Source organism: Streptomyces sp. NPDC030991 (genome assembly GCF_055571235.1).
This window is the reverse complement of sequence record NZ_JBVIFR010000021.1, coordinates 41560-67703: the sequence shown is the minus strand read 5'-3', so window position 1 is coordinate 67703 and position 26144 is coordinate 41560. Positions and strand designations below refer to the sequence as shown.

Annotated in this window: 21 protein-coding genes and 1 riboswitch; of the genes, 11 read left to right on the top strand and 10 right to left on the bottom strand. The window is 72.0% G+C overall.

Annotated elements, in window-relative coordinates; genetic code table 11:
- Positions 1–73 precede the first annotated feature (73 nt).
- The 4 genes from ACZ45E_RS31270 to ACZ45E_RS31255 all read right to left on the bottom strand — a co-directional run bounded on the left by ACZ45E_RS31270 (position 74) and on the right by ACZ45E_RS31255 (position 6220).
- A complete protein-coding gene (locus ACZ45E_RS31270) occupies positions 74–1069 on the bottom strand; it encodes a hypothetical protein (protein ID WP_468227107.1) in 996 nt (331 codons plus the stop codon).
- 62 nt (positions 1070–1131) lie between these two features.
- Positions 1132–2334, bottom strand: a complete 1203-nt coding sequence (locus ACZ45E_RS31265; RefSeq protein WP_468227104.1) for a vWA domain-containing protein — start codon at positions 2332–2334, stop codon at positions 1132–1134.
- A 512-nt stretch (positions 2335–2846) separates the two neighbouring features.
- On the bottom strand, positions 2847–5102 hold the full coding sequence (locus tag ACZ45E_RS31260; RefSeq protein ID WP_468227102.1) for a DUF5682 family protein: 2256 nt from the start codon (positions 5100–5102) through the stop codon (positions 2847–2849).
- On the bottom strand, positions 5099–6220 hold the full coding sequence (locus ACZ45E_RS31255; RefSeq protein ID WP_468227099.1) for an ATP-binding protein: 1122 nt from the start codon (positions 6218–6220) through the stop codon (positions 5099–5101). The genes ACZ45E_RS31260 and ACZ45E_RS31255 overlap by 4 nt, the downstream gene beginning before the upstream one ends.
- A gap of 177 nt (positions 6221–6397) precedes the next feature.
- Here ACZ45E_RS31255 and ACZ45E_RS31250 point away from each other — a divergent pair, with 177 nt between their 5' ends.
- Entirely contained in the window at positions 6398–7771 is a 1374-nt protein-coding gene (locus ACZ45E_RS31250; protein ID WP_468227097.1) for an SWIM zinc finger family protein, read from the top strand.
- A 478-nt stretch (positions 7772–8249) separates the two neighbouring features.
- Positions 8250–9902, top strand: coding sequence for a DUF5691 domain-containing protein (locus ACZ45E_RS31245; protein ID WP_468227095.1), 1653 nt, complete (start codon positions 8250–8252; stop codon positions 9900–9902).
- A gap of 214 nt (positions 9903–10116) precedes the next feature.
- On the opposite strand, the gene ACZ45E_RS31240 is transcribed toward ACZ45E_RS31245, so the two are convergent.
- A complete protein-coding gene (locus ACZ45E_RS31240; RefSeq protein WP_468227092.1) occupies positions 10117–10533 on the bottom strand; it encodes a cobalamin B12-binding domain-containing protein in 417 nt (138 codons plus the stop codon).
- A gap of 481 nt (positions 10534–11014) precedes the next feature.
- Between ACZ45E_RS31240 and ACZ45E_RS31235 the strand changes: the two genes are divergently transcribed.
- The 3 genes from ACZ45E_RS31235 (at position 11015) to ACZ45E_RS31225 (ending at position 14012) form a co-directional block, all read left to right on the top strand.
- A complete protein-coding gene (locus tag ACZ45E_RS31235; protein ID WP_468227089.1) occupies positions 11015–12040 on the top strand; it encodes a lipase family alpha/beta hydrolase in 1026 nt (341 codons plus the stop codon).
- Positions 12041–12520: 480 nt separating this feature from the next.
- Positions 12521–13393, top strand: a complete 873-nt coding sequence (locus ACZ45E_RS31230) for a pentapeptide repeat-containing protein (RefSeq protein ID WP_468227313.1) — start codon at positions 12521–12523, stop codon at positions 13391–13393.
- Positions 13394–13415: 22 nt separating this feature from the next.
- Entirely contained in the window at positions 13416–14012 is a 597-nt protein-coding gene (locus ACZ45E_RS31225) for a M23 family metallopeptidase (RefSeq protein WP_468227311.1), read from the top strand.
- 84 nt (positions 14013–14096) lie between these two features.
- Here the strand turns inward: ACZ45E_RS31225 and pcrA are convergent, their stop codons facing one another.
- The gene (gene pcrA / locus ACZ45E_RS31220) at positions 14097–16634 is read right to left on the bottom strand and encodes a DNA helicase PcrA (RefSeq protein ID WP_468227087.1); all 2538 of its coding nucleotides are present in this window, start codon (positions 16632–16634) and stop codon (positions 14097–14099) included.
- Between the two features lie 361 nt (positions 16635–16995).
- A riboswitch (cyclic di-AMP (ydaO/yuaA leader) is annotated at positions 16996–17164 on the top strand.
- A gap of 8 nt (positions 17165–17172) precedes the next feature.
- Between pcrA and ACZ45E_RS31215 the strand changes: the two genes are divergently transcribed.
- On the top strand, positions 17173–18375 hold the full coding sequence (locus tag ACZ45E_RS31215; RefSeq protein WP_468227085.1) for a C40 family peptidase: 1203 nt from the start codon (positions 17173–17175) through the stop codon (positions 18373–18375).
- Between the two features lie 41 nt (positions 18376–18416).
- On the opposite strand, the gene ACZ45E_RS31210 is transcribed toward ACZ45E_RS31215, so the two are convergent.
- Positions 18417–18770: a hypothetical protein gene (locus ACZ45E_RS31210; RefSeq protein ID WP_468227082.1), complete on the bottom strand. Its 354-nt coding sequence runs from the start codon at positions 18768–18770 to the stop codon at positions 18417–18419.
- Between the two features lie 322 nt (positions 18771–19092).
- Between ACZ45E_RS31210 and ACZ45E_RS31205 the strand changes: the two genes are divergently transcribed.
- A complete protein-coding gene (locus ACZ45E_RS31205) occupies positions 19093–20190 on the top strand; it encodes a C40 family peptidase (protein ID WP_468227080.1) in 1098 nt (365 codons plus the stop codon).
- A gap of 70 nt (positions 20191–20260) precedes the next feature.
- Here the strand turns inward: ACZ45E_RS31205 and ACZ45E_RS31200 are convergent, their stop codons facing one another.
- Entirely contained in the window at positions 20261–21151 is an 891-nt protein-coding gene (locus tag ACZ45E_RS31200) for an RNA polymerase sigma-70 factor (protein ID WP_468227077.1), read from the bottom strand.
- A gap of 239 nt (positions 21152–21390) precedes the next feature.
- On the opposite strand from ACZ45E_RS31200, the gene ACZ45E_RS31195 reads away from it, so the two are divergent.
- A complete protein-coding gene (locus tag ACZ45E_RS31195) occupies positions 21391–21885 on the top strand; it encodes a carboxymuconolactone decarboxylase family protein (RefSeq protein WP_468227073.1) in 495 nt (164 codons plus the stop codon).
- On the opposite strand, the gene ACZ45E_RS31190 is transcribed toward ACZ45E_RS31195, so the two are convergent.
- Positions 21878–22768 (bottom strand): hypothetical protein, encoded by an 891-nt coding sequence (locus ACZ45E_RS31190; RefSeq protein WP_468227070.1) that lies wholly within the window; start codon positions 22766–22768, stop codon positions 21878–21880. The two genes, ACZ45E_RS31195 and ACZ45E_RS31190, sit on opposite strands and share 8 nt — an antisense overlap.
- Positions 22769–23286: 518 nt before the next feature.
- Here ACZ45E_RS31190 and ACZ45E_RS31185 point away from each other — a divergent pair.
- Positions 23287–24120, top strand: a complete 834-nt coding sequence (locus ACZ45E_RS31185; RefSeq protein ID WP_468227068.1) for a helix-turn-helix domain-containing protein — start codon at positions 23287–23289, stop codon at positions 24118–24120.
- The gene (locus tag ACZ45E_RS31180) at positions 24117–24350 is read left to right on the top strand and encodes a DUF397 domain-containing protein (protein ID WP_468227066.1); all 234 of its coding nucleotides are present in this window, start codon (positions 24117–24119) and stop codon (positions 24348–24350) included. Before ACZ45E_RS31185 ends, ACZ45E_RS31180 begins: the two co-directional genes overlap by 4 nt.
- Before the next feature lie 8 nt (positions 24351–24358).
- On the opposite strand, the gene ACZ45E_RS31175 is transcribed toward ACZ45E_RS31180, so the two are convergent.
- The gene (locus tag ACZ45E_RS31175) at positions 24359–25021 is read right to left on the bottom strand and encodes a TetR/AcrR family transcriptional regulator (RefSeq protein WP_468227065.1); all 663 of its coding nucleotides are present in this window, start codon (positions 25019–25021) and stop codon (positions 24359–24361) included.
- A 176-nt stretch (positions 25022–25197) separates the two neighbouring features.
- On the opposite strand from ACZ45E_RS31175, the gene ACZ45E_RS31170 reads away from it, so the two are divergent.
- Positions 25198–26121 carry an ABC transporter permease gene (locus ACZ45E_RS31170; RefSeq protein WP_468227062.1) on the top strand — a complete coding sequence of 308 codons (924 nt, stop codon included), beginning with the start codon at positions 25198–25200 and terminating at the stop codon, positions 26119–26121.
- The last annotated feature ends 23 nt before the right edge of the window (positions 26122–26144 follow it).

The window sequence follows — 26144 nt, the reverse complement described above, 5'->3', positions numbered from 1 at the left end:
GCGTCGGCCGGGGAGGGTCGGGCAGATCTGGTCCGCTCCCGCACGACAGGTCACGTGCGGGGAGAGGGCTGCCCTAGCCGGGGAATTCGGGAATGTCGCGATGCCGGTCGGCCACCGGCGCGGGAGCGGCCGATGCGAGTGCGCCGGGCGGCAGCAGAACCGGCACCCGGCTGCCGAACGCGGCCGCGTACAGATCGCTGTGGCGCGTCGAACCGCCGTCACCGGCCGAGGCCGTGGCCACGGGCGCGCCGTCGTGGTGGGGCGGTGTGCCGGGTGCGGCGGGCCGCGGCGCGGCGGTGTGCCGGGCCGCGGAGGTGTGGTGCGCGCCGCTCCGCTGTACGGAGCCGGACCACGCGGAGCCGAACGCCTTCGGCCCCGCCGGTATCGCGGCGTGCGGACGGGCACGGTGCTTCGCGCGCCCGGGCGCGGGTTCGTGCCCGGGCTGCGACGCGGCCGCCGAGGCGGAGTCGCCGGGCTCGGCGGAGTCGGCAGAGTCTCTGGAGCCGGCCGGGTCTGTGGAGTCGGCAGGGTCTGTAGACGCGGCGGATCCGGCGGGCCCTGCCGAGGTCCCGGGCTCGGTGAGCGCGGGCAGCGGGGTGAAATGGCCCGACTCGACCGGCAGTTCGGGCAGCGCGGGCAGCGTCGACGGACCGTCCGGAAGAGGGCGCGGGGTCACCTGGGCGGCGACCCCTCCGACGACCTGGCCGGTCAGTTCGCCGACCGGCTGCGTCACCTGCCGCACGGTGTCGAGGGCGGGACGGACGACCTTCTCCCGCAGGGGTTCGACGACCTGCGCGCGCACCTCGGCGGAAAGCCCGTCGTGCAGTGCGCGCAGTCTCTGGCCACCGGCGAGCACAGGCGCGGGCACGGGCTCGGCCGCCGCCTCGCGGACCGCCGGGTGACGGGGTGCGAGGGTGCCGGAGGCGTCGTCCGCGTGGGCCTGACCGGCGAAGAGGAACCCGAGGCCGATCAACCCGCCGAGCAGCAGCGCCAGTCGCAGCGCACGCCGCTTCGCCGCCGGGCGCGACAGGCGCTCGGCGGGGGCGGGAGGAACGGTCAGGGAGGTCACGGTGCGCAGATCCTCGCACGGGACGAGGGCGCCTGCGCAAGCCCCGTGTTACCGATGGGTACTCATATCCGGTTTGCCGCCGCTCCGCCGTTTTCGGCCGCCACGTCGGGTATGGGCAGGGGGCGTTTCTCGATCGCCGCGGCCATCACGTCGGGGAACAGGTCGGGCGTACAGGCGAACGCCGGTGCTCCCAGCGCGGCGAGCGCGGCCGCGTGTTCCCGGTCGTAGGCGGGCGTGCCTTCGTCGGAGAGCGCGAGCAGCGTCACGAACTGCACCCCGGACGCCTTCATCGCGGCGACCCGCTTCAGCATCTCGTCGCGTATCCCGCCTTCGTAGAGGTCGGAGATGAGGACGACGACGGTCTCGGCGGGGCGGGTGATCTGCGACTGGCAGTAGGCGAGCGCCCGGTTGATGTCGGTGCCGCCGCCGAGCTGGGTGCCGAAGAGGACGTCGACCGGGTCGTCGAGCTGGTCGGTGAGGTCCACGACGGCCGTGTCGAAGACGACGAGCCGGGTCCGGATCGAGCGCATGGAGGCGAGTACCGCCCCGAAGACGGAGGCGTAGACGACGGATGCGGCCATCGACCCCGACTGGTCGATGCAGAGGATCACCTCTTTCTTGACGGACTGCGCCGCCCGCCCGTACCCGATGAGCCGCTCGGGCACGATGGTCCGGTACTCCGGCAGGTAGTGCTTGAGGTTCGCCGCGATCGTACGGTTCCAGTCGATGTCGTGGTGGCGCGGCCGGCTGATGCGGGCGCTGCGGTCGAGGGCGCCGGTGAGGGTGGCTCGGGTGCGGGTGGCGAGCTTCTTCTCCAGGTCCTCGACGACCTTGCGGACGACTGCGCGGGCCGTCTCCTTGGTGGTCTCCGGCATCGCCTTGTTGAGCGAGAGCAGGGTGCCGACGAGGTGCACGTCGGCTTCGACGGCCTCCAGCATCTCCGGTTCGAGCAGCAGCGCGGACAGGCCGAGACGGTCGATGGCGTCGCGCTGCATGACCTGGACGACGGAGGACGGGAAGTAGGTACGGATGTCGCCGAGCCAGCGTGCGACGGACGGGGCGGAGGCCCCGAGCCCCGCGGTGCGGCTGCCGCCGGGGTTCTGTTGTCTGCCTCGGCCCGTGCCGTAGAGGGCGGTGAGGGCGCCGTCCATCGCCGCGTCCCGGCCGGCCAGTTGGCAACCGGTGCCGTCGGCCGCGTCACCCCCGAGGACGAGCCGCCAGCGCCGGAGCCGTTCGCTGTCGGGGGTGGTGTCGGTCTCCGTCATGTCGCCGCCTCCGCGGGGTCGTTGATACGCCGTCTCGTCTGCCGGGGGCACGGGGTGCGTCCCGAGGGAGGCGCGGAGTGCCTCCCGAGAGGGTCGCGGGGTGCGTCCCGAGGGAGGCGCGGAGTGCCTCCCGAGAGGGTCGCGGGGTGCGTCCCGAGGGGGCTTCCTTGCCGGGTGCGCTGGGCGCGTCGTGGCGGGGGTGCCTTGCTGGGTGCGCTGGGCGCGTCCGGGCGGGGCTGCCCTGCCGGATGCCCGGAGCGCGTCCCGGCGGGGCTGCACGGCCGAGTGCCCGGAGCCCGTCCCGGGGCTGCCCACCGAGTGCCCGGAGCGCGTCCCGGCGGGGTTGCACCAGAACCCCGTGCACCACCAAGTCCCGGCGGACGGCGGCGAAACCCCGTGCTCCAGCCCGTCGCGGTGGGGCCGCCGCTGAGCCCCGCACTCCAGGGCGCGGGGAACCGCGCGAAGCAGGACCACGGCCCGCGCCCGCCGACGCATCCCGGCAACCCACCCCCTCATCCGCCCTCCACCCCGGCACCGGCCCCAGCCCCAACTCCCACTCCAAGCAGCATCCGCACAACCGGCACCACCGCATCCGCCCGGCCCGGATCTAGCTCGGCGGCGAAGCCCGACGGGGCCGATGTCATGGCCGGTCCGCCCCCGGAGGGCCCGCGGCGGACGAGCTCCCCCAGCGATCGCCGCACCCCGGACTCGTACGCCGAGAACGTGCGGCGCAGCAGCGGCAGTACGTCGGTGAACGCGTCGCCCGACACCCCCGTCAGCCACGCGTCGACCAGGCCGAGCAGTCTCTCGTCGTGGACGAGGAGGAGGCCGCCGCCCGCGCCACCGCCGACGAAGCCCTCGATCCACGCCGCCGCCTCACCGGGCGGGGTACCGGGTGAGAGGGCGAGGCTCATCAGCCGGGCCGCGCCGTCGTCGTCGAGCGCGCCCTCGTCGAGCAGGATGCGGGCGCACCGGCCCCGCACCACCCCGGCCACGCTGTCCCGCGAGGCGAGGGTGCGCAGGACGGCCCGCCAGCGCTCACGCAGTTCCGCGTTCTCCAGGAGGGCGACGGCGGAGTGCACCCCGTCGACGTGGCCACGCATCTCGTCGGCCGCGTCCGTGTCGAGCCCCGCGCACGCCGGCGGCAGCCCGACGAAGACCCGCTCGGCCAGGCCGGTCGCCACCTCGGCGAGCGCGCCGGTGTCGGTGCCGCGTACGTCGCCGTAGCGCAGGGCGCGAACCAGCGCGGGCAGCGCCTGGGCGAGGTGGCCGACGTCGGCGTCCAGGGCGGCTCGGTCGGCGAGGATCCGCATCACGACGGGCAGGGCGTCCGGCAGCCCGGCCAGGAGGCAGTGCTCGGCGAGCGCCGTGACGTCGGCGAGGGCGGTCGCGGCGACGGCGTCGGTCTCGGCCTTGGCACTCGCCGCGGCGAGCACCGTCGTACCCCAGATGCCGGCCTCGGCGACCCGTACCGACAGCTCCGGTTCCCAGCGCAGGCGCCAGGTCTCGCGGAAGGTGCCGGTGGAGCCGCGGGCCGATCTGGCCGGCACGCCCCAGGGGACGCCGAGCAGCCGGAGACGGTGCAGGAGGCGGCTGCGCGCGACGTCGGTGTCACCGCGCAGGTCGAGGTCCAACTCCCGCTCGGCGGCGGACGGTTTGAGGCGCAGGGTGCGCTGTAGCCGGGTGAGGTCGCGCTGCAACGGGACGGCGGGCGCCGCCTCCGGCACCTCCCCCAGGACGTCGCCGACCACGAGCTTGTCGTGGATGAGCGAGAGCGGGACGTCCGATCCCTCGCACAGGACGGCCCGCACGGCGTCGGTGGTCTCGGTCAGGCCGGCCAGGGGCCGCCCGCGCATCACGGCGAGGCCCTCCGCGAGCCGCACCGCCTCGATGACGTGGGCGGACGACACGATCCTGTCCTCGTCGCGCAGCAGACCGGCGACTTTGGTCAGCCAGCGCTCCACGGGCCGGTCGGGAACGCTGAACAGGTGCTGATACCAGCCGGGCGACTCGATCCCCGCCCCGTACCCGCCGGCGCGGGCGAGCCTGCGGTGGGTCCACGGCACCCAGGTCATGTCGACCTTCGCCTTCGGCAACCCCTTGAGCAGGGCACGGTCGGCGGCGACGGTGGTCCGCCTCCGCAGCGCGGGCACGTGCCAGGCACCGCACACCACGGCGACATCGTCCCCGACCTCGCGCTGCGCGGAGCGCACTTGAAGGCGCATGTACGCCTCGCGCACCAGGTCGCGGCCGTGACCGCCGTCCCCGTACGACTCGCGCAGCGCGCCCATGGCCTCGCCGAGCGCGGCGAAGGCATCTCCTTCGCGGTGTTCGACGACGTCCTCCCACCAGCGCTCGGCGTCGTCGTACCCGGCGGTCCCGGCGAGCACGCCCAACGGATCGACGCGTACGTCCTCCGCGCTCTCCGGCGCTTCGTCGGCGTCCCGCATCGCCAGGCTGTGGGCGGCGGGCAGATCGATGAAGCGGACCCGCGCCTCGTGCTCCAGGGCCCAGCGGACGGCGACCCACTCGGGCGAGAACTCGGCGAACGGCCAGAACGCCGACTTTCCCGGCTCGTCCACGACGTGCGCGAGCAGCGCGACCGGCGGCCGCATGTCCTCCTCGGCGGCGAGCGGTACCAGCGCGTCCGCCTCCGGGGGCCCCTCGATCAGCACGGCCCGTGGGTCTGCCGCGTCCAGGGCGCGGCGCACGGCCCGCGCGGAGCCGGGACCGTGGTGGCGGACACCGAGCAGCAGGGGCCCTGTCATGCGCTCACCTCGCGGCAGGCCCGGTAGAAGTCCTTCCAGCCGTCACGCTCGCGCACCACGGCCTCCAGGTACTCCTGCCAGATGACCCGGTCCGCCGCCGGATCCCGTACGACGGCCCCCATGATTCCGGCGGCGATGTCCGAGGGGCGCAGCACGCCGTCCCCGAAGTGGGCGGACAGGGCGAGGCCGTTGGTCACGACGGAGATCGCCTCGGCCGTCGACAGCGTCCCGCTCGGCGACTTCACCTTCGTACGGCCGTCACTCGTCACCCCGTCACGCAGCTCACGGAAGACGGTGACGACGCGCCGGATCTCGTCGATGCCGTCGGGGGCGCTCGGCAACTCCAGGGAGCTGTCGACCTGTTCGACCCGGCGCGAGACGATGTCGACCTCCGCCTCGACGCTCGCGGGCAGCGGCAGCACCACGGTGTTGAACCGGCGCCTCAGCGCGCTCGACAGCTCATTGACGCCCCGGTCCCGGTCGTTGGCCGTGGCGATCAGGTTGAACCCGCGCACGGCCTGCACCTCCTGCCCCAACTCCGGTATGGGCAGGGTCTTCTCGGACAGGATCGTGATGAGCGAGTCCTGCACGTCGGCGGGGATACGCGTCAGCTCCTCGACGCGCGCCGTCATGCCCTCCGCCATCGCCCGCATGACGGGGCTGGGGACGAGGGCGTCCCGGCTCGGCCCGTGGGCCAGCAGCTGCGCGTAGTTCCACCCGTACCGGATGGCCTCCTCCGGCGTACCGGCCGTGCCCTGCACGAGCAGGGTGGAGTCGCCGCTGACGGCGGCCGCGAGATGCTCGGACACCCATGTCTTGGCGGTTCCCGGGACGCCGAGCAGCAGCAGCGCACGGTCGGTCGCGAGGGTCGTCACGGCCACCTCGACGATGCGGCGCGGCCCCACGTACTTCGGGGAGATCACCGTCCCGTCGGGCAGGGTGCCGCCGAGCAGGTAGGTGGCGACGGCCCACGGCGAAAGGCGCCAGCGGGCCGGCTTCGGCCGGTCGTCCTGGGCGGCCAGCGCCACGAGTTCATCCGCGAACGCGTCTTCGGCGTGCGCCCTCAGCACCTCGCCGCCGGCCTGCTCGCCGGCCCGGTCCTCGACGGAAACGGTCATGGTTGCCCCCTCGATCTCGCCCAGCACGAACCATCACGACGAGGCCGTGACCACCTCGCCGCGTCGATGGGTCCCACCGTGCACCACGCCACTGACAATCGACCCCGCCCTCACGATCACCGCAGGTCAAACGGGTGCCAACTCGGATTGTCAGTGCCGGGACCTACCGTCGAAGACATGACTCAGCAGGGGGTGCGCTGGACGACGGATCAGGTGCTGGCACTGGCGCCTGACGCCTCGTCACGCAAGGCGGGAAGCAAGCTCGGGGCAGCGGGACCCTGGTCGGAGGCCGGGAGTTCGGACGAGGGAGCGGTGTGGGGACTGTGCAAGGGCAGCGGCAGCAAGCCGTACCAGACGATCGTGGACACCGGCACCGGACCCGGCGGGGCGGGCCCGGCGTACAAATGCAGTTGTCCGAGCCGCAAGTTCCCGTGCAAGCACGCACTGGGCCTGCTCCTGCTCTGGGCCGGCGCGGACACGGCAGTACCGGCCGGGCGGACGCCGCCGGACTGGGCCGGGCCGTGGCTGGAGAACCGCAGGAAGCGGGCCGAGCCGAAGCAGGATGCCTCCGGGCCCGAAGGTGGCAGCGCTCCGGCCGACCCGGAAGCGGCCCGGCGCAGAGCCGAGCGGCGCGCGCAGCGGATCACCGTGGGGGCCACGGAGTTGGAGCAGCGCCTGGCCGATCTGCTCCGCGGCGGACTGGCCCAGGCGGAACAGGCGGGGTACGGGCTGTGGGAGGAGACGGCGGCCCGCATGGTGGACGCGCAGGCCCCGGGTCTCGCGGCCCGGGTCCGCGAACTGGGGTCGATCCCGGCGTCCGGCCCCGGCTGGCCGGCGCGGCTGCTTGAGGAATGCGCCCTTCTGCACCTCCTGGTCAAGGGCTGGCTGCACCGAGCGACCCTCCCCGACGATCTGGCGGCCACGGTCCGTTCCCGCACGGGCCTGCCCGCTCCCCCCACGGCGCCACCGGTCAGGGACCACTGGCTGGTCCTGTCCCAATACGACACGGCGGACGGTCACCTCACCACGCGCCGGACATGGTTGCACGGCGCGGAGACGGACCGCACCGCCCTGCTCCTCTCCTTCGGCGCGGCGGGCCGCGCCCCGGCCCTGGCGTTGCCGACCGGCTTGGCCCTGGAGGCGGAGATCACCCCCCATCCCGGAGCGGCGACTCTCCGGGCGGACCTGAACGACCAGTACGCGGCGCCGTCCCCGACGACGCGCCGCCCCACCGGAGTCGACACGCCCACAGCACTTGCGACGTACGGCGAGGCACTGGCGGCCGACCCGTGGCTGGAGGCGTGGCCGGTGACGCTGACCGACGTCATACCGACGCAGCCCGCCGACGACACCGGCTGGCAACTGGCGGACGCCGACGGCAAGTCGGCCCTCCCCCTCACCTCGCACGCGGCGGCGTCCCCCGGCCTGTGGCGCCTGGCCGCCGTCTCGGGGGGCGCCCCGGTGACGGTGTTCGGCGAATGCGGCCACACGGGCTTCCACCCCCTGGCGGCCTGGACACCAAACTCCCCCGACCTAATACCCCTGCGCTGACACGACCACTAACCACAACCGCTGACCACGACCGCTCACCCCGACCACTAACCCCGCCCAAGGCGCCAGCGAAGCACACCAACCGGCAAACGAAGCAGACCAACCCGGCAGAGGAGGCACGCCGAAACGGAAGCAGGCAAGCCCCGGCCCCGAAACCCCACACCCCCACACCCCCACACCCCCACATCCGCGCACCCGCGCACCCGCGCACCCGCAAACGGACACGAGGGGACGTGCCGGGGTGCCCCCGCAGGACTCCGCAGGAACCCAGCGCAGGACGACCCGCCTATGGCGTACAGGAGGCAAGGACACCAATCCGGCCGAGGAGGCACCCCGGCACGGCCCCGCCCCACGTCACCAGGGGCGGCGCACCCAACACGGCCAGCCGCCGGAACGGCACGGCATGGCCCGACCCCACCACAGGCGGCGCACCAACACGGCCAGAGCAGACACCACACCCCAGAGGACCCGCATGCCCATGACCATGACCACAGGCACCCAGACCCCGACCCCGGCCCCGGCCCCGGCCCCGGCCCCGGCCCCGGCCCCGCCCCCACCCCCGCCCACCTGGGACGACCTGGTGACAACGGCCCTGCTGGGCACGGAGCGCCGCTCGTCCCTCACCCCGGACGCCCTCCTGGACGAGGCAGCCGTACAGACCGTACGACGCCGCGCAGGCCTACGCCCCGCCCCGGCCGCCACCCCACCCGCCCCCGCGGCAGCGGACCCGCGCCCACCCCTGCCACGTCCCGCCCGCAGCCGCCTGACCATGCTCCTCACGGACCGCCCGGGCACCCCCGGCGGATCCTCCCGCCGAGGCACCGCCCCGGACCTCCTGGAACTGCTTCCCCAGTGGCTGGCCACGGCCAACGACCACGGCTACGCGCCCCCGCCCGAGCTCCTGCCGGCTCTGCTCGACGCGGCCCGGGGCCGCACGGACCTGCGCCCGGGTGCTCTCACGTTCGCGGGGCCCCGCGCGCTGTGGCTGGCGCGACTGAACCCGGAGTGGAAGTTCGCCCTGCGGGCGACCCCGGGTGCGGGCACGGTCCTGCCCGCGCCGGAGGCGACGGAGGAGGTGCAACTCCTGTGGCAGGAGGGACTGTTCGCGGAGCGGGTCGCGCTGCTGGCGGCAGTCCGCGCGCACGACCCGGAAGCGGCCCGGAGTCTCCTGGAGAACACGTGGGGCACGGAGCGCGCGGAGGACCGCCTCATGTTCCTGGACTCGTTGCGCACGGGTCTGGGAGACGCGGACGAGCCGTTCCTGGAGCGGGCTCTGACGGACCGCAGCCGCAATGTCCGGGCGACGGCCGCCGAACTGCTCTCCACGCTGCCGCACTCGGCGCTCGCCGCACGCATGGCGGACCGCGCGCTGTCCTGCGTGGCGCTGGACCGGGCGACGGGGACCGCGGTGGTGGAGGCCCCGCACGAGTGCGACGCGGCGATGGAGCGGGACGGGGTGGTGGCGAAACCCCCGGCGGGCCGTGGCGAACGGTCCTGGTGGCTTGGTCAGTTGGTGGAGGCGGCGTCCCTGGACCGCTGGTCGGCGAGGTTCGGCGGCCGCACTCCGGAGGAGATCGTGGTGCTGCCGGTCGCTGACGACTGGCGGGGCGAATTGCACGCGGCGTGGTGCAGGGCGGCGGTGCGGCAGGGCGACACGGGCTGGTCGCGGGCGCTGCTCGGGGCTCCGACGGCGCCGGAGGCGGCGGGTCCGGGGGCGGTCTCGTTGGCGGAGCGTTCGAAACTGCTGGCGGCGCTGCCGGCGATGGAGCGGGCGGAGTGGGTGGCGGGGTTCATCACGGCGCACGGACTTTCGGAGGCGTTCCAATTGCTCGGGGTGTGCGCCACGCCCTGGGCGCCACCGCTGGGACGGGCTGTCGTGGACGCGCTGAACATCGCGCGGGACGCGGGGAGTTACCCGTGGAGTTTCAGCGGGGTGATGGGCCTGGCCGAGCGCTGCCTGGACCCGGAGGAGGCCGTGCGGCTGGAGAATCTGACGGCGGCCGTGGAGGAGACGGAGGACACGGCGCCCGGGGCCGGGGGTTACTGGGCGGAGGCGTTCCAGCGCTTGGTGGGTACGTTGCGGCTCCGCAGGTCGATGCGCGACGAACTCACCCCGCCGGGACAGTCATGAACCCCACACAGCCCAAAGCCAACCAGGCCCAACCCGAACCCAACCCCAAACCCCGCACGAGCCACCCCGAACCCAACCCCAAACCCCAAACCCGCACGAGCCACCCCTCAACTCAACCCCGTACAGGGACCACCCCCCGACAGGAGCCACGCCTCGGGCGGGGGCACGCCCCAGCAGAGGTCACACCCCGGCGAGGGTCACACCCCGGCAAGGGTCACGCCCCGGCAGGCTGCCTGACGTTGGCGCGGACCCAGTCCACGATCGACGCGGTCGTCGCGCCCGGGGTGAAGATCTCCGCGACGCCCAGCTCCTTCAGCGGCGGGATGTCGGCCTCGGGGATGATGCCGCCGCCGAAGACCTGGATGTCCGCGGCGTCGCGCTGCCGGAGCAGTTCGATGACGCGGGCGAAGAGGGTGTTGTGCGCGCCGGAGAGGATGGAGAGACCGATGGCGTCGGCGTCCTCCTGGATGGCCGTGTCCACGATCTGCTCGGGCGTCTGGTGCAGGCCCGTATAGATGACCTCCATGCCGGCGTCGCGCAGCGCCCGCGCGATCACCTTGGCCCCGCGATCGTGGCCGTCAAGTCCCGGCTTCGCGACGACCACGCGGATCGGACCGGCTGCCACACCCATCACTGCCTCCATGAAGTGACTGACCCCCGGGGCCTAGGTACCCGCGTCCCGGGTTCCGGATACCCGTGGGGATATCCGAAGTGAACGAACGTTATCGACAGCATCCCGCAACCGGCCGTTTCACGGTGCGCGGCGAGGGGGAAATCACACAGTGGGACACGTTCGCTGCGCGCCGCAACCGCATCCAGTCGGCCTATCAGCCAGCCGGGACAGGCGCGAGGGGAGCCGCTTCGAAGACGCCGGTCCACCCGGCCCACCACGCCGCCGACCGCACGGCGCGGTGGAACAGCACGGTGACACGACACTGTGGACACGGCAGGCACGCAAGGCACACACGGCGCACAGGGCACGGAGGACACACACGGGACCGCCCGACCGCCGACCGGCCCACTCACCCACCGTGGGCCTCCTTCAACCGGCTTCCCATGAGCGCACACGGGGGACAGAGGGCGTCCTCGGTGTGCCGACGGGAGGTTGGCCGATGAAGGTCACGAGGATCCTGCCCTTTCGCCCGCTCCGCCACCTGCTGCCCACCAGACTTGCCGGTCTGTCGATCGCGCTCCTGAAGGCCACCACGCTGGAACTGGCGATCCTGGCCGGGCATCTGCTCCTCTACCCCTCGGGCATCCTCCCGGAGCGAAGGCACCCGGCGGCGCTCCCGGCGCTGCCGTCACAGGACGCGGCTCGCACACCCAAAAACACATCCGCACCCAAAAACACGTCCGCACCCAAAAACACACCCGCACCCGCACCCACACCCGCACCCGAAATCGCCTCAACCCACGAACCCCGGCCCGCCCCCCACGCCCTGAAGGGCATGGCCGGCTTGGCGGACGCCCCGCGCCTGCCCACCCCGGACAAACCCCCGGTCCTGATGCTGCACGGCTTCATCGACAACCGTTCGATCTTCGTCCTGCTGCGCCGATCCCTGCTCCAGCACGGCAGGCAGCGGATCGAGTCGCTCAACTACTCGCCACTGACCTGCGACATACGGACCGCTGCGGCGCTGCTGGCCCGGCACGTCGAGGAGTTGTGCGAGCGCACCGGCCAGGACCGGATAGACATCGTGGGGCACAGCCTGGGTGGGCTGATAGCGCGCTACTACGTGCAGTGCCTCGGCGGCGACCAGCGGGTACGCACTCTCGTCACCCTCGGCACGCCGCACGCGGGCACCCGGGTCGCCCCGCTCGCGGACGCGCATCCGATCGTGCGGCAGATGCGCCCGGGCTCGTCGGTCATCGAGGAGTTGAAGAGGCCGGCACCTGGCTGCCGTACGCGTTTCGTGAGTTTCTGGAGCGATCTCGACCAGTTGATGGTGCCGTTGGAGACGGCATGCGTCGACCACCCGGATCTTCTCGCGCACAACGTGCGGGTGACGGGCATCGGGCATCTGGCCCTGCCGGTGCACCCGGCCGTCGCGACCGGCATCCGCCAGGCTCTCGACGCCGACCCGGCGGCGCGGGGAGGGCACGCCGCGGACTCGTTCGGCGGCGTGACGGTGGCCTGACTGCGACATGACGGCCGTGCACGCCCGATGCACGGCGGTGCACGCCCGACGCACGGCCATGCACGCCCGACACCCACCGGGGTGCAAATGCGGCGAATCGTCGAACGCACCTCGAACTCAGAGCCAAAGCTGGGTCCACAGTTCACCGAAAGGCGGCTGATTGCCCGGTTACGCGGGGCATGAAACCTGCGGAAGATTGTCGCGCCCTCGTACCGCCGGGTACAGTCGCCGCACTGCTCTGGCAGCCCCTGTTGTCGAGGCGAAAGAGAAGTTGGTGAACGACCGTCATCCGTCGGGGACCGCGCACTATGCGGCCTACGACGGTCATTCCACGACCAGCTTCGCCGCCGACCCGCTCTTCGGCGACCTTCCGGGGGACGGCGCCCCGTACGACCCGGCGTCCCACGGAACGAGTTCCCAGGAAACGGGTTCTTACAACACGGGAAACACAGGTAATACGGGTTCTCATGACACAGGGCAGTGGGCCACCTCGGGCCACCCCTCGCAGCACCCGGCCCCGGCCCCGGCCCCGTACGACGCCTCGGCGTACGCCACTCCCCCGTACAACACCGGCAGTTACGACACCGGCACGTACGACACGGGCACATACGACACAGGCGCGTACGACACGGGCGCGTACGGCATGGGCAGTTACGACACGGGCAGCTACGACACGACCGCCATGTGGGCGGTGGGCAGCACGGATCACGAGCAGCAACACACCGGCCAGTGGCCCGCGCAGGCGAACGACACCCAGACTTTCGCCACGCAGACTTTCGAGACGCAGACTTTCGAGGCGCAGACCTTCGCCACACAGACCTTCACCACCGAGACCTTCGAAGCGGCGCCGGTCTTCGGGACGACGGCCTACGACACGGGCGCGTACGACGCCACAGCGTGGAACTCCAGCGGGAACCCCGACGGAAATGCCGGCGGGAATCCCGACGGGACCTCCGTGCACGCCTACGTGCCGGACCAGTACACGCCCGGCGACTACCCCCAGGCGCACGACGAGCCCGCGCCGCACCCGGAACCGGGCCTCCGCCAGAACGCCCCGGCCGAGCCGGAAACCCCGGCCGACCCGGCCGACCGGGACGACCACCACGCCGACCACGCCAACCGGGACGACCAAGCCGACCGGGAAGACCGGGAAGACCAGGACCAGCCGGAACCGGCAATGGCCGCCACCCACCCGGAGTTCGCACCGCGCTCCGCCCCCCGCGGCAACCGCTCCCGGCGCCGCAGCCCGGTCAAGCGTTCCGCGCTGCTGACCGTGGCCGTGCCCTCGGTGTGTGTGGTCGGGGTCGCCGGGATCGCGGCGGCGTCCGTGGGCAGCGTCGGCGGCGGCGGTGACGACGGCAAGGAGACGCAGGCCATGTCGGCGCCGGACGTGACCGCCGTGAAGCCGTCCGTCGCCAACAACAAGCTGGACACGCAGTTGAAGGATCTGTCCGCGGACGCGGGTGACTTCGCTGACCGGGCGAGCCGTACGCAGGAGCGGATCGACCTGAAGGCGAAGCAGGAGGCCGACCGCAAGAGGGCCGCCCAGGAGGCCGCGCGCAAGGAGGCGCTGCGGCCCAAGTTCGCGCTGCCGGCGAAGCAGCACGGGCTGAGCGCCTACTTCGGGCAGGCCGGCGTCAACTGGATGTCCGTGCACAGCGGCATCGACTTCCCCCTCTCGTTCGGTACGCCGGTGATGGCGGCGACGGACGGGATCGTGCGGACGCAGCTGAACAGCGCGTACGGGAACATGGCGATCGTCACCGCGAAGGACGGTACGGAGACGTGGTACTGCCACCTCTCCGCGTACACGGTGATGAGCGGGCCCGTGAAGGCCGGTGACGTGATCGCGCGGTCGGGCGACTCCGGGAACTCGACCGGACCGCACCTGCACTTCGAGGTACGTCCCGGCGGCGGCGCGGCGATCGACCCGCTGCCGTGGCTGCGCAGCCACGGCCTCGACCCGTCGTAGACCCCGCCCCCGCGACGGGGACGGAGAGGCCCACGCGGGGGCCGGACGCCACAGCTTCTCGACCGGCCACGCGCGGGCCGGACGCTACAGCTTCTCGACCGGCGCGTACCGCAGCAGCAGCCGCTTCGGCTTGGGGTCGCCGAAGTCGATCGTCGCCTCCGCGTTCCCGCCGGATCCGCCGACGCCCACCACCGTGCCGAGCCCGAACTGGTCGTGCGTGACGCGGTCGCCGACGGCCAGGGACACCACCGGCTTCTCGTTGGCGCGGCGCGTGGCGAACGCCGGTGTCGTACGGGAGCGGGACGACGACAGGGACGCGGCGATACCGCCGCCCATGCCCTTGGTCGAGGGCGCGGGCGCCGAGCCGCCCTTGCGCTTCCACTCCAGATGCGCGTCCGGGATCTCCTCCAGGAAGCGGGACGGCGGGTTGTAGGAGGGCTGGCCCCAGGCGCTGCGCATGGACGAGCGCGTCAGGTACAGCCGCTCCCGGGCGCGGGTGATGCCGACGTAGGCGAGGCGGCGCTCCTCCTCCAGCTCCTTGGTCTGTCCCAGGGACCGCATGTGCGGGAAGACGCCGTCCTCCATGCCGGTCAGGAAGACCACCGGGAATTCGAGGCCCTTGGCGGTGTGCAGGGTCATCAGGGTGATGACGCCGCTGCCGTCGTCCTCCTCGTCGGGGATCTGGTCGGAGTCGGCGACGAGCGCGACCCGCTCCAGGAAGGCGGAGAGGTCACCGCTGGTCGCCGCCGCCCCGGCCGGTCCCTCGCCCTCGCCCGCGCTTTCGCCGTCACCCGCGCCCTCGCCGTCACCCTCACCGGCCGCGGCGGACTCCTGCTCGAACTCCAGCGCCACGGCCGCGAGTTCCTGGAGGTTCTCGATGCGGGTCTCGTCCTGCGGGTCGGTGGAGGACTGCAACTCCGCGAGGTACCCGGTGCGTTCGAGGACCGCTTCGAGGACCGTGGCCGGTCCGGCGCCCGACTCGACGATGGTCCGCAGGTCCTCCATGAGGGTGTTGAACCGCTTCACCGCGTTCGTGGAGCGGGCCGCCATGCCGTACGCCTCGTCGACGCGGCGCAGCGCCTGCGGGAAGGAGATCTTCTCGCGCTGGGAGAGGGCGTCGATCATGGCTTCGGCGCGGTCGCCGATGCCGCGCTTGGGCACGTTCAGGATGCGGCGCAGGGGGACGGAGTCCTCCGGGTTCGCCAGGACCCGGAGGTAGGCCAGGACGTCCCTGACCTCCTTGCGCTCGTAGAAGCGGACGCCGCCGACGACCTTGTAGGGCAGGCCGACGCGGATGAAGATCTCTTCGAAGACACGGGACTGCGCGTTGGTCCGGTAGAAGACGGCGACGTCGCCGGCCTTCGCGTCGCCCGCGTCGGTGAGCCGGTCGATCTCCTCGGCGACGAACTGGGCCTCGTCGTGCTCGGTGTCCGCGACGTAGCCGGTGATCTGGGAGCCCGCGCCCGCGTTCGTCCACAGGTTCTTCGGGCGGCGCGATTCGTTGCGCTCGATGACCGCGTTGGCCGCGCTGAGGATCGTCTGCGTGGAGCGGTAGTTCTGCTCCAGGAGGATCGTCGTCGCGTCGGCGTAGTCCTCCTCGAACTGGAGGATGTTGCGGATGGTGGCGCCGCGGAAGGCGTAGATGGACTGGTCGGCGTCGCCGACGACGCACAGTTCGGCGGGGTCGGCGTCGTGGCCCTCGGTGTCCTTGGCCGGGCCGACGAGCTCGCGCACCAGCGCGTACTGCGCGTGGTTGGTGTCCTGGTACTCGTCGACCAGGACGTGGCGGAAGCGGCGGCGGTAGTGCTCGGCGACGTCGGGGAACGCGCGCAGCAGGTTGACCGTCGTCATGATCAGGTCGTCGAAGTCGAGGGCGTTGGCCTCGCGCAGCCGCGACTGGTACATCGCGTACGCCTGCGCGACGGACTTCTCGAAGCCGTCGGCAGCGGTCTTGGCGAAGTCCTCCTCGTCGGTCAGCTCGTTCTTCAGGTTCGAGATCTTGGCGCTGAACGACTTCGGCGGGAACTTCTTCGGGTCCAGGTCCAGGTCGCGGCAGACCAGGGCCATGAGCCGCTTGCTGTCGGCGGCGTCGTAGATCGAGAACGACGACGTGAAGCCGAGCCTCTTGGACTCCCTGCGCAGGATGCGCACGCACGCGCTGTGGAAGGTCGAGACCCACATGGCGTTCGCCCGCGGGCCCACCAGGGACTCGACGCGCTCCTTCATCTCGCCCGCGGCCTTGTTCGTGAACGTGATCGCGAGGATCTGGCCGGGGTGCACCCCGCGCTCCGCCAGCAGGTAGGCGATGCGGTGGGTGAGGACGCGGGTCTTGCCGGAGCCTGCGCCCGCGACGATGAGCAGGGGGGAGCCCGCGTGCGCGACGGCCGCCCGCTGGTTCTCGTTCAACCCGTCCAGGAGTGCGGCCGGGTCGAGGACAGGGCGGGGCGCCCCGTCGCGGTAGTACGCGTCCCTGGCCGGGGGCACGTCGAACTTCCCGCCGAACAGGTCGTCCGGGATCGGCTCCGGAACCGGTCCGTCGTGCTCGCTGTCGGGCGGCGGCGGGGGCTCCTCCGTCCGGTTCTGGAGGTCTGCCAGGAAGCTGTCGTCAAAGAGGCTGCTCATCGCCTTACGAGTCTAGGCCGCCCCACTGACACCCCGCCGCCACCTTCACAACCCCGCGCATACGTGCAGGTCAGCGACGTCCGTCCGGCCGGGCACAGCGCCAGTCACAACGCCAGTCACGGCAGGTGAGAGGGGGTGAGCCGCGAGTGACGAGCGGCGGCGTTGCGCGACCGGAGGGGCCCGGTGTCGCCAAGGTCACGAAAATGTATCGGGCATATCGCACATCAACCTTCACAGCAGCAACACGAGTTGGCTACCGTGCTGCGCGGGCAGTCCGTCCTCCCGACCGCGAGCACCGCGGCGAACGGGCAGCCCCCGCCGAGTCCCGTACGCCGCAAGGCAGGGAACCGGGGACCCGACCGAGTCCCGTACGCCGCGAGGCAGGGGCCCGGGGACCCAACCGACCTTGGGGTGAATCGGCTCGACAGCCCGGCAGGCCCGGCAAGCACCGGGCGGGCAGTCGGCCGTAGGGCAGCCTTCCGTACGCCCGAACCCGACAGCTAACCCGGTAGGCGGACCACGGAAGGAGTCGCCTCCCTTGGCGTCGCACCGCAAGTCGCGCACCCGCTCCCGCTTCGCGGGCGGCCTTCGCACCACTCCCGCGGTCGGGTTCACGACCGTCGCTCTCACGTCGGTCGCGCTTCTCTCGCAGACGGCCCAGGCGGCGCCGCAGCCGGCCAGGCCGAGCGTCGAAGAGGTGCAGAAGAAGGTCGACACCCTGTACCGGCAGGCCGAGGTCGCCACGCAGAAGTACAACGCCGCCAAGGAACAGGCCGACGGCAAGAAGAAGCAGGTCGACAGGCTTCTCGACGACATCGCGCAGCGCACCGAGAAGATGAACGCGGCCCGTCAGGAACTGGGCCGGTTCGCCGCCGAGCAGTACCGGACGGGCGGGATGAGCGACACCGCGACGATGCTTCTCGCGGACGATCCCGAGGACTACTTCGCGCAGGACCGGTTGCTGAGCCGGATGACGGCCGGCCAGAAGAAGGCGGTCGACGACTACCAGGAGCAGCAGCGCGCGACCGCGAAGAAGCGTACCGAGGCGCAGGAGAACCTCCAGCAGCTCACCTCTTCGCAGACCGAGCTGAAGACGTCCAAGCGGAGCGTGCAGACGAAGCTCTCCGACGCGCGGGCGCTGCTGTCCGAGCTGACCGCCGAGGAGAAGCAGCGGCTCGCGGCGATCGAGAAGAAGAAGGAAGAGACGGCCCGCAAGAAGGCCGCGGAGCTGGCCAAGAAGCAGAAGGCCGAGGAGGACCGGAAGGCGGCCGAGCAGGCGGCCCGGCAGGAGGACGCCTCAGGCTCGGGCTCGGGGTCCGGCTCGGGCTCCGGTTCGTCCGGCACGTCGCCGGACACGTCGTCCGGTGCCTCTTCCGGCTATGCCACCAAGGCCGCGAAGGCGCTCGCGTTCGCCAAGTCGCAGGAGGGCAAGCCGTACGTGTGGGGTGCCACGGGCCCGAGCTCCTACGACTGCTCGGGGCTCACCCAGGCGGCGTGGAAGGCGGCCGGTATCTCGCTGCCGCGCACCACGTGGGACCAGGTGGAGTTCGGCACGACCGTGCCGCTCTCCGCTATCCAACCCGGTGATCTGGTCTTCTTCTACGACGACATCAGCCACGTCGGCCTCTACCTCGGCGACGGCATGATGATCCACGCGCCGAAGCCGGGCGCGTACGTCCGCGAGGAGTCCATCTACTACGACGGCACGGGCTCGATCCACAGCGTGGTGCGCCCCGCCTGAGGGGCGGTTCCTCAGGTCCAGTCCGGTTCAGTCAGGTCCCGTCAGGTCCAGAGGACGGCGATGAAGATGTTGGCCATGGTGAGTCCGCCGACGGCGGCGAAGAGGCCCTTCTCCGCCTTCTCCTCGTCGCGCTTCACGTAGACGATCCCGAGGATCACGATCAGGATCGCCAGCTTGATGCCGATCTTGATGTTGTTCACGGTGCTGCCGTCGGCCTGGTTGAGGCCGACCAGGGCGACGCCGGTCACCAGCATGGTCAGGGCGCCGTGCAGCATCGCCTTGTTGAAGCGGGCGGTGCCCTGCCCCATCGCGGACATCTGGGTGAGGAAGCCGCCGAGCAGTGAGGCTATGCCGATGATGTGCAGGCCCACGAAGAGATGGATGAGTACGTCCATGGTTCCGGAGCCTAGTGGGGTGCCCGTACCCGGGTGACAGCGGGCATCCCCGGTCACCCGACTGTCACTTTCTGCCACAGTCCATAACAAAGCAACTAATTGCGAACAGTCCGTCACCAACCCGTTACGCCCGGGTTTAGCGTCCTTGCCAGGTGCCCGGCTCCCCACCGCCGTCCGGACCAAGGGCGGCAGTCGGCCACCACCGCCGAGAAAGGTCCGGCGGCGTCCCGCTCCCCCTGTGCGGGCCGCCGCCGGACGCGTGACCGGCGGTCGTACGTGGCAGCACGCGTACGGCAGTACGACCGGAAGGACGTGGCACTTCGTGCCGGCAGCGCATCGCAAGCCCAAGCGGCGTTCGCTCAGTGGCAGTACGGTCCGCACCGCGGCCACCCTCGCCCTCGCCTCCGCGGCCACCGCCACCGCCTTCGAGGGCGGCACGGCGCACGCGGAGCCGGACCTCACCCCCGCCCAGGTGAAGGCGAAGGTCGATCAGCTCTACCAGGAGGCGGAGGTCGCCACCGAGAGGTACAACGGCGCGAAGGAGAAGGCGGGGCAGGCCCGCGAGAAGGTGGACGCGTTGCAGGACGAGGCGTCCCGCAGGACCGAGTCCCTCAACTCCCGGCGGCAGAAGCTGGGTACGGTCGCGGCGGCGCAGTACCGTACGGGCGGCGTCGACCCGTCCGTCCAGCTGCTCCTCTCCTCCGCCCCCGACCGCTACCTCGACGAGGCGGCTCTCGCGGACCGCGTCGGCGCCCGGCAGTCCGTCACGATCGCCGGTGTCCGCAAGGAGCTGCGCGAGATCGACCAGCTGCGCACGCAGGCCGACGAGTCCGTCACCCACCTCCGCGCCAGGCAGCGCGAGTTGGCGAAGCAGAAGAAGACCGTGACGAGGAAGCTGGCGGACGCCCGGCGGCTTCTGGCCCGGCTCACCCCCGCGGACCGCGCGCTCGCCACTGCCGACACCCCCGGCGCCGCGTCCGACACCCCCGGCGCCGCCTCCGATGCCCCCGGCACCGCCGCCGATCGCGCCTCCCGGTCCACGCCCCGCGGCGACCTCGCCGAGGCCCCCGGCTCCCGCGCCGCCGCGGCGGTCTCCTACGCGAGGAAGGCGCTCGGCAGCCCCTACGTCTGGGGCGCCACCGGCCCCCACGCCTTCGACTGCTCGGGCCTGACGCAGGCCGCGTACCGCGCCGCGGGTGTCTCCCTGCCGCGCACCACGTACGCCCAGATCGGCGCGGGACAGCGCGTCCCGCGCTCGCAGCTCCGCCCGGGTGACCTGGTCTTCTTCTACTCCGGCATCAGCCATGTCGGCCTCTACATCGGCGACGGCCAGATGATCCACGCCCCGAACCCGAGCGCGCCCGTACGGATCGCGCCGATCGACCAGATGCCCTTCGCCGGGGCGACCCGCGTCGGGTAGGACACCTCCGCCCGCGGCCGCCGCGACCCGCGTCGCGCAGGACCCCTCCGCCCGGCCGCCCCGAACCGGCTCAGCGGCTCACCGGCGTCTCCTGGCCCACCCGCGACAGCTTCTCCGGGTTGCGCACCGCGTAGAGCCCGGTGACGAGGCCGTCGTCGATGCGGAGCGCGAGGACGGCGGCGAGTTCACCGTCGACCCGGAGCAGCAGCGCCGGGGCGCCGTTGATCTGGGTCGGCTCGGCCGACACCACGGCGGTGAACCTGACCAGTACGTCGGCCACCTTGTCGATGCCCACGACGGGTTCGAGGGCGGCCCGTACGACGCCGCCGCCGTCGCCGAGGAAGACGACGTCGGGGGCGAGGGTGTCGAGGAGGCCCTGCAGGTCGCCGGTCTCCACCGCCCGTTGGAAGGCGCGCAGCACGCCCTTGGTCTCGGCGGGTGACACGGCGCCGCGCGGGCGGCGTGCCGCGACGTGCGCCCGGGCCCGGTGCGCGATCTGCCGGACGGCCGCCGGGCTCTTCTCGACGGCCTCCGCGATCTCGTCGTACCCGAGGGCGAACACCTCGCGCAGCACGAAGACCGCCCGCTCGGTCGGCGCGAGGGTCTCCAGGACGAGCAGCATCGCCATCGAGACGCTGTCGGCCAGTTCGACGTCCTCGGCGACGTCGGGCGCGGTGAGCAGCGGCTCGGGCAGCCAGGGGCCGACGTAGGTCTCCTTGCGGCGGTCGAGCGTGCGCAGCCGGGTCAGTGCCTGGCGGGTGGCGATCCGTACGAGGTAGGCGCGCCGGTTCTGCACGGTGCCGAGGTCGACGCCGACCCAGCGCAGCCAGGTCTCCTGCAGGACGTCCTCGGCGTCGGCGGCCGAGCCGAGCATCTCGTAGGCGACGGTGAACAGCAGGTTGCGGTGGGCCACGAACGTCTCGGTGGCGGGGTCGGGCGCGGTCTGCGGCGAACCGTCCATGGGTGGCTCCTCTTCGCTGGCTCCGGGCGGGCCTCTCGCCTCACGAGACGCCGGTCGCCCCGGTTCTGTGACGCCTGGGCCGGTGTGGTTCACGTCACATTCACAGGCCGTCACAGGGGCCTGCCCGCCGGCATCCCGTGTTCGTCAGGACGCCGCGCCGCTGACCGGCCGCGGTACCGGGCCACCACCGCACACGGCGTACACGCCTCCACCCACCACTTTTGAGGACGGCATTCATCATGGGAACCCACACACCGCACGAGCCCCGTCTGAACCTCTTCGGCGACCCGGTCGTGGCCAAGGCCCTGAAGCACTTCGCCTCCGCGAGCCGGGCGCTCATCGACGGTTCGCGGCTGCCGAGGACGACCCAGGACCTGGTGATGCTCCGGGCGAGCCAGATCAACGGCTGCGGCTACTGCACCGACGTGCACAGCAAGGATCTCGCGCACGCCGGGGAGAGTGCGGTACGCGTCAATCTGGTCGCGGCCTGGCGCGAGGCCACCGTCTTCACCGAGGCCGAACGCGCCGCGCTCGAACTGACGGAGCAGGGTACGCGCGTCGCCGATGCCGCCGGTGGCGTCCCGGACGAGGTCTGGGCGCGGGCCGCCAAGCACTTCGACGAGGGGCAGCTCTCCGCGCTCGTCCTCTTCATCTCCCTCATCAACGCCTCCAACCGGATGGGCGTCATCAACCGGATGACCGGCGGCGCCTACGAGCCCGGCCAGTTCAACTGACCCTTCCCCGGGGGCGGGAGGGGGCGGGCGCCCCGGCACCGACCGGGTACCCGGCGTCGTCGCCGCCCTCCCGGCAGCTCCGGCACAGGCCGCCCGGCAGCGCCTCGGAGGGCCCCGGGCGTCCGCACCCGGTGCACTCCACCAGGTGGCCGCTCGGGGGCACGGGGAGCGGGTCGGGGCTCCAAGGGCCGCGCTGCGGCGGCAGTTTGTCGCGGATGCGGCGGGCCACGAAGGCGCGGGGTGAGTGGACCGCAGGGGGCAGGCCGTTGGCCACGGCGCAGGTGAAGGCGTGCGGGTCGGGATCGCGGGCCAGCCAGTCGGCGGCCTCGGCTTCCAGCGCCGCGCAGTCCGCGGCCGAGAGCGTCAACCTCGGTTCTCGTAGACCGAGTTGGGCGAGCACGCGGTACGCCTCCGACCAGGGCGGCGCGGCTGCCTGCCCCACCGGTCGCGACTGCGATTGCGGCCGTGATGGCGACTCCGGATGAGACGGAGCCTCCGAGTGCGGCCCCGGTTCAGGCTGTGCCTCCGACTGCGGTACGTCACCGGAGAGGAACCGGGTCCACCACTCGTCGTTACGTGCGGTTCGCGACCAGTACGTGTGGAACACCCAGCGGATCGCGCCGTCGGCGCCGGTGTCGGCGAGGCGGCGTACGCGACGCAGGTGACCTGCGACGGAGAGCTCGTTGAGCGCGCCGCGGACCGCCATCTGACCGTAGAGGGGCTGGGCTTTCGCGAGGGTCTTGGCGTCCATCGCGGCGTGCTCGGGGAGCGCGTCGACGAACCCCGCGACGTAGCGGGCGCGGAGGGAGAGATGGGTGAACGTGTCGCGGCGGAGGCGCTCCTGATCGGGCGCGCCGCGTTTGCCGTACCCCGGGTTGGCCATGGGATGGGCGGAGGCAGGCAGGGGGGAGTTAGAGTCTTCGCTAGCCACGGATCGGGTTTCCTAAGGGTCGATCTTGCGGTGAGACCCCGGCGGGTGTTGGTAGCACCCGACCGGGGTCGTTTGTTGCCGCGAACGCTAGATCGTCGATACACCCCGTGGCAAGCCGATCACCGAAAGTCATCCTCCCTCGCTACGGGCGCGGTTGAGGCGCTCGCGCGAGGGGGGCGGGTGGGTGGGTTGAGACCCCATCCACCCATTCCTTGAAAGCACGGCTCGAACCCCGGGGCCCGGAGCACGGCGCTCGGAGCACGGGCGTTCCGGGCGGGTCCCGGGCCCGGTCGCCACCGTGTCGGCGCTCGGCGCTCAGGTCTCGGCGGGGACGGCGCGAGCGCCGTGCATAGTGGTTCTCTTCCGCGTCTCTCCCGCGTCCCTCCCGCATCTGTCCCGCGTCTGTCCTGACCTGTCCGGGCTGTCCGCAGCGGTGCGCGGGTACGGCTCGGCTCTGGAGGTGGGTGCGCATGGACGAGCCCGGTTGGGATGTCGACCCCGAGGACGAGATCGCCACGGCGGTGGAGATCGTGGGCGACCAGTTGAAGTTCCTGCGGGAGGCGGCGGGGCTGCGGGCCCTGGAGTTCGCCGAGTCCATCGGGTACGGGGAGGATCTGGTCCGCAAGATCGAGCGCGGGGCGCGGATTCCCCGGCCGGAGTACCTGGACAAGGTCGACGAGGTGCTGGGCGCGGGGGGTCAGGTCCGCGCCATGAAGCCCCGGATGGCCCGGGCCCGCTATCCGAAGAAGGTGCGGGAGCTTGCGGACATGGAGGCCCGTTGCGCCGAGATGTGTCTGTACAGCAACCACAATCTGCATGGGTTGTTGCAGACCGAGGAGCACGCCGCGGCGCTGCTCGGCACCCGGAGGCCCGCCTACTCGCCGGACGAGTTGGAGCGCATGCTGGCCGCACGCATGGCGCGGCGGACGATCTTCGAGCGCGCTCCCGCGCCCGACCTCAGTTTCATCCAGGAGGAGTCGACACTCAGGCGCCCCGTGGGAGGGACAATGGTGCTGCGTCGCCAGCTCGAACGCCTGCTGGAGGTGGCGCGGTTGCCGTTCGTCGAGTTCCAGGTGATGCCGATGGCGCGTTGGGACCATCCTGGGACGGGCGGGCTCATCGAAGTGCTGAAGTTCGGTGACGGTACGGCGCTGGGCCGCTCCGACGGGGAGTTCGGCGGCAAGCCCGTTTCCGACCCGAGGCAGCTCCGGATCCTCGAACTGCGGTATGGCATCATCCGGGCTCGGGCTCTTGGTCCAGGGGGGTCACTGGCCCTCGTCGAGCAACTGCTGGGAGAGACATGATCCGCAAGGCTTCAGCCGGGGATGGCTCTGAACTGCGCTGGTACAAAAGCAGTTTCAGCAGCAGCAGTAACGGTGAGGACTGCGTGGAGATCGCCCCTACCCCCACCACCATCCACATCCGCGACTCGAAGAACCCCGCAGGGCCCCGCCTCGCCGCCGCCCCGGCCACTTGGTCCGCGTTCGTCACGCACGTCGCCGACGTCACGGCCCGCGCCCCGCGCCACCCGTAGCGCGCGCCCTACAGAACCTTCAGCGCCGCCGCCGTAGCCGTGGCGAGCCGCTTCAAGTGGCCCTTCGGCAGCTCGGGGGTCCGTACGACGACCGCGCGCCAGTAGAGCGGGCCGGAGATCAGGTCAAGGGCGAGTTCCTCGTCGAGGCCGTCGCGCAGTTCGCCGCGGGTGACCGCCGCCCGGACGATCCCGCTCGCCACCCCGTGCTGGCCTTCCCGCAGGGCCTTCTGCATGGCGTCGGCGATCTCGGGGTTGCGGGCCGCCTCGGCCTGGAGGTCGGGGATGATCTGGCCGGCGACCGGGTGCTTCAGCGCCCGGGACGTCACCCGGTACAGGAGCAGCAGGTCCTCCTGGAGGGACCCCGTGTCGGGTGCGGGCAGGCCCTGGACCGCTATCGCGGAGACCAGGTCGAGGACCAGGTGGAGCTTGGAGCGCCAGCGGCGGTAGACCGCCGTTTTTCCGACGCCCGCGCGGCGCGCGATGCCCTCGATGGACATGCGGGCGTAGCCGACGGCGGCGAGTTCCTCGAAGACGGCGGCGCGGATGGCGTCGGTCACGTCCTCGCGGAGGACGGCGGCCCCGGCCGGGGCCCGGCGACGCGTCGGCGATGGGGGTCCCCCCTGGTCGAGCGCAGCCGGGAGCTCGGGGGATGAGTCGGCGTTGGTCGGCATGCGGCCAGCATAGTTCCGTGACGACGAAACGGTTGCGTTCCGACGTCCGTGCGGCCTACTCTCACGTCACGACGATACGGGCCCGTCCCGACGTGAACGGCGGGCGAACAGCGGGCGGCGGAGAGCAGGCGTCACCCCCGCTCGACCCGCGCCCGCCCCGAGCGAAAGCAGTGGATGTGAGTCAGGTCCTGGAGATGCCTCCCGCGCCGGCGGCCCCCACCCCCGGCGTGGCGGCCGACCCCGCGGCGCTCGCGGCCCGGTACGGGCTGACCGTCAGCGGCGCCCGCCCCACCCTGGCCGCGTACGTGCGCGGGCTCTGGCAGCGGCGCCACTTCATCGCGGCGTTCTCGACCGCCAAGCTGACCGCGCAGTACAGCCAGGCGAAGCTCGGCCAGGTCTGGCAGGTGGCGACGCCGCTGCTGAACGCGGCGGTCTACTACTTCATCTTCGGCGTGCTGATGGGCACCAGCAAGGGCGTGCCCGACTTCGTCCCGTTCCTGGTCACGGGCGTGTTCGTCTGGACGTTCACCCAGTCGTCGGTGATGGCGGGGACGCGGGCGATCTCCGGCAGCCTCGGCCTCGTACGGGCGCTGCACTTCCCGCGCGCCTCGCTCCCCATCTCGTACTGCCTGCAACAGCTCCAGCAGTTGCTGTTCTCGATGTGCGCGCTCGTCGTGATCCTGCTGTGCTTCGGCATCCCGCCGGCCGTCTCCTGGGTGCTGGTGATCCCGGCGCTGTTCCTGCAGTTCGTGTTCAACACCGGGCTCGCGCTGATCATGGCGCGGATCGGGGCCCACACCCCGGACATCGCCCAGCTCATGCCGTTCCTGCTGCGTACGTGGATGTACCTGTCCGGCGTGATGTGGAGCCTGGACCACCTGATCGGCGACCGGAACCTGCCGCACCTCGTACTGGTGGTGCTGCGGGCCAACCCGGCCGCCGTCTACATCGACCTGATGCGCTTCGCGCTGATCGACAGCTACACCGCGGGCCAGCTGCCGCCACATGCGTGGGCGCTGGCCGGGGGCTGGGCGCTGCTCGTCGGCGTCGGCGGCTTCATCTACTTCTGGAAGGCAGAGGAGACCTACGGCCGTGGCTGACACCGCAGACCTCACGAGCAGCA

What these genes read in the sequence shown, in the direction of transcription:
- ACZ45E_RS31265 (WP_468227104.1), bottom strand. Translation starts at nt 2,334, where the DNA reads ATGACGGAGACCGACACCACCCCCGACAGCGAACGGCTCCGGCGCTGG.
- ACZ45E_RS31260 (WP_468227102.1), bottom strand. Translation starts at nt 5,102, where the DNA reads ATGACAGGGCCCCTGCTGCTCGGTGTCCGCCACCACGGTCCCGGCTCC.
- ACZ45E_RS31255 (WP_468227099.1), bottom strand. Translation starts at nt 6,220, where the DNA reads ATGACCGTTTCCGTCGAGGACCGGGCCGGCGAGCAGGCCGGCGGCGAG.
- ACZ45E_RS31250 (WP_468227097.1), top strand. Translation starts at nt 6,398, where the DNA reads ATGACTCAGCAGGGGGTGCGCTGGACGACGGATCAGGTGCTGGCACTG.
- ACZ45E_RS31245 (WP_468227095.1), top strand. Translation starts at nt 8,250, where the DNA reads ATGACCATGACCACAGGCACCCAGACCCCGACCCCGGCCCCGGCCCCG.
- ACZ45E_RS31240 (WP_468227092.1), bottom strand. Translation starts at nt 10,533, where the DNA reads ATGGGTGTGGCAGCCGGTCCGATCCGCGTGGTCGTCGCGAAGCCGGGA.
- ACZ45E_RS31235 (WP_468227089.1), top strand. Translation starts at nt 11,015, where the DNA reads ATGAAGGTCACGAGGATCCTGCCCTTTCGCCCGCTCCGCCACCTGCTG.
- ACZ45E_RS31225 (WP_468227311.1), top strand. Translation starts at nt 13,416, where the DNA reads ATGTCGGCGCCGGACGTGACCGCCGTGAAGCCGTCCGTCGCCAACAAC.
- pcrA (WP_468227087.1), bottom strand. Translation starts at nt 16,634, where the DNA reads ATGAGCAGCCTCTTTGACGACAGCTTCCTGGCAGACCTCCAGAACCGG.
- ACZ45E_RS31210 (WP_468227082.1), bottom strand. Translation starts at nt 18,770, where the DNA reads ATGGACGTACTCATCCATCTCTTCGTGGGCCTGCACATCATCGGCATA.
- ACZ45E_RS31200 (WP_468227077.1), bottom strand. Translation starts at nt 21,151, where the DNA reads ATGGACGGTTCGCCGCAGACCGCGCCCGACCCCGCCACCGAGACGTTC.
- ACZ45E_RS31195 (WP_468227073.1), top strand. Translation starts at nt 21,391, where the DNA reads ATGGGAACCCACACACCGCACGAGCCCCGTCTGAACCTCTTCGGCGAC.
- ACZ45E_RS31190 (WP_468227070.1), bottom strand. Translation starts at nt 22,768, where the DNA reads ATGGCCAACCCGGGGTACGGCAAACGCGGCGCGCCCGATCAGGAGCGC.
- ACZ45E_RS31185 (WP_468227068.1), top strand. Translation starts at nt 23,287, where the DNA reads ATGGACGAGCCCGGTTGGGATGTCGACCCCGAGGACGAGATCGCCACG.
- ACZ45E_RS31180 (WP_468227066.1), top strand. Translation starts at nt 24,117, where the DNA reads ATGATCCGCAAGGCTTCAGCCGGGGATGGCTCTGAACTGCGCTGGTAC.
- ACZ45E_RS31175 (WP_468227065.1), bottom strand. Translation starts at nt 25,021, where the DNA reads ATGCCGACCAACGCCGACTCATCCCCCGAGCTCCCGGCTGCGCTCGAC.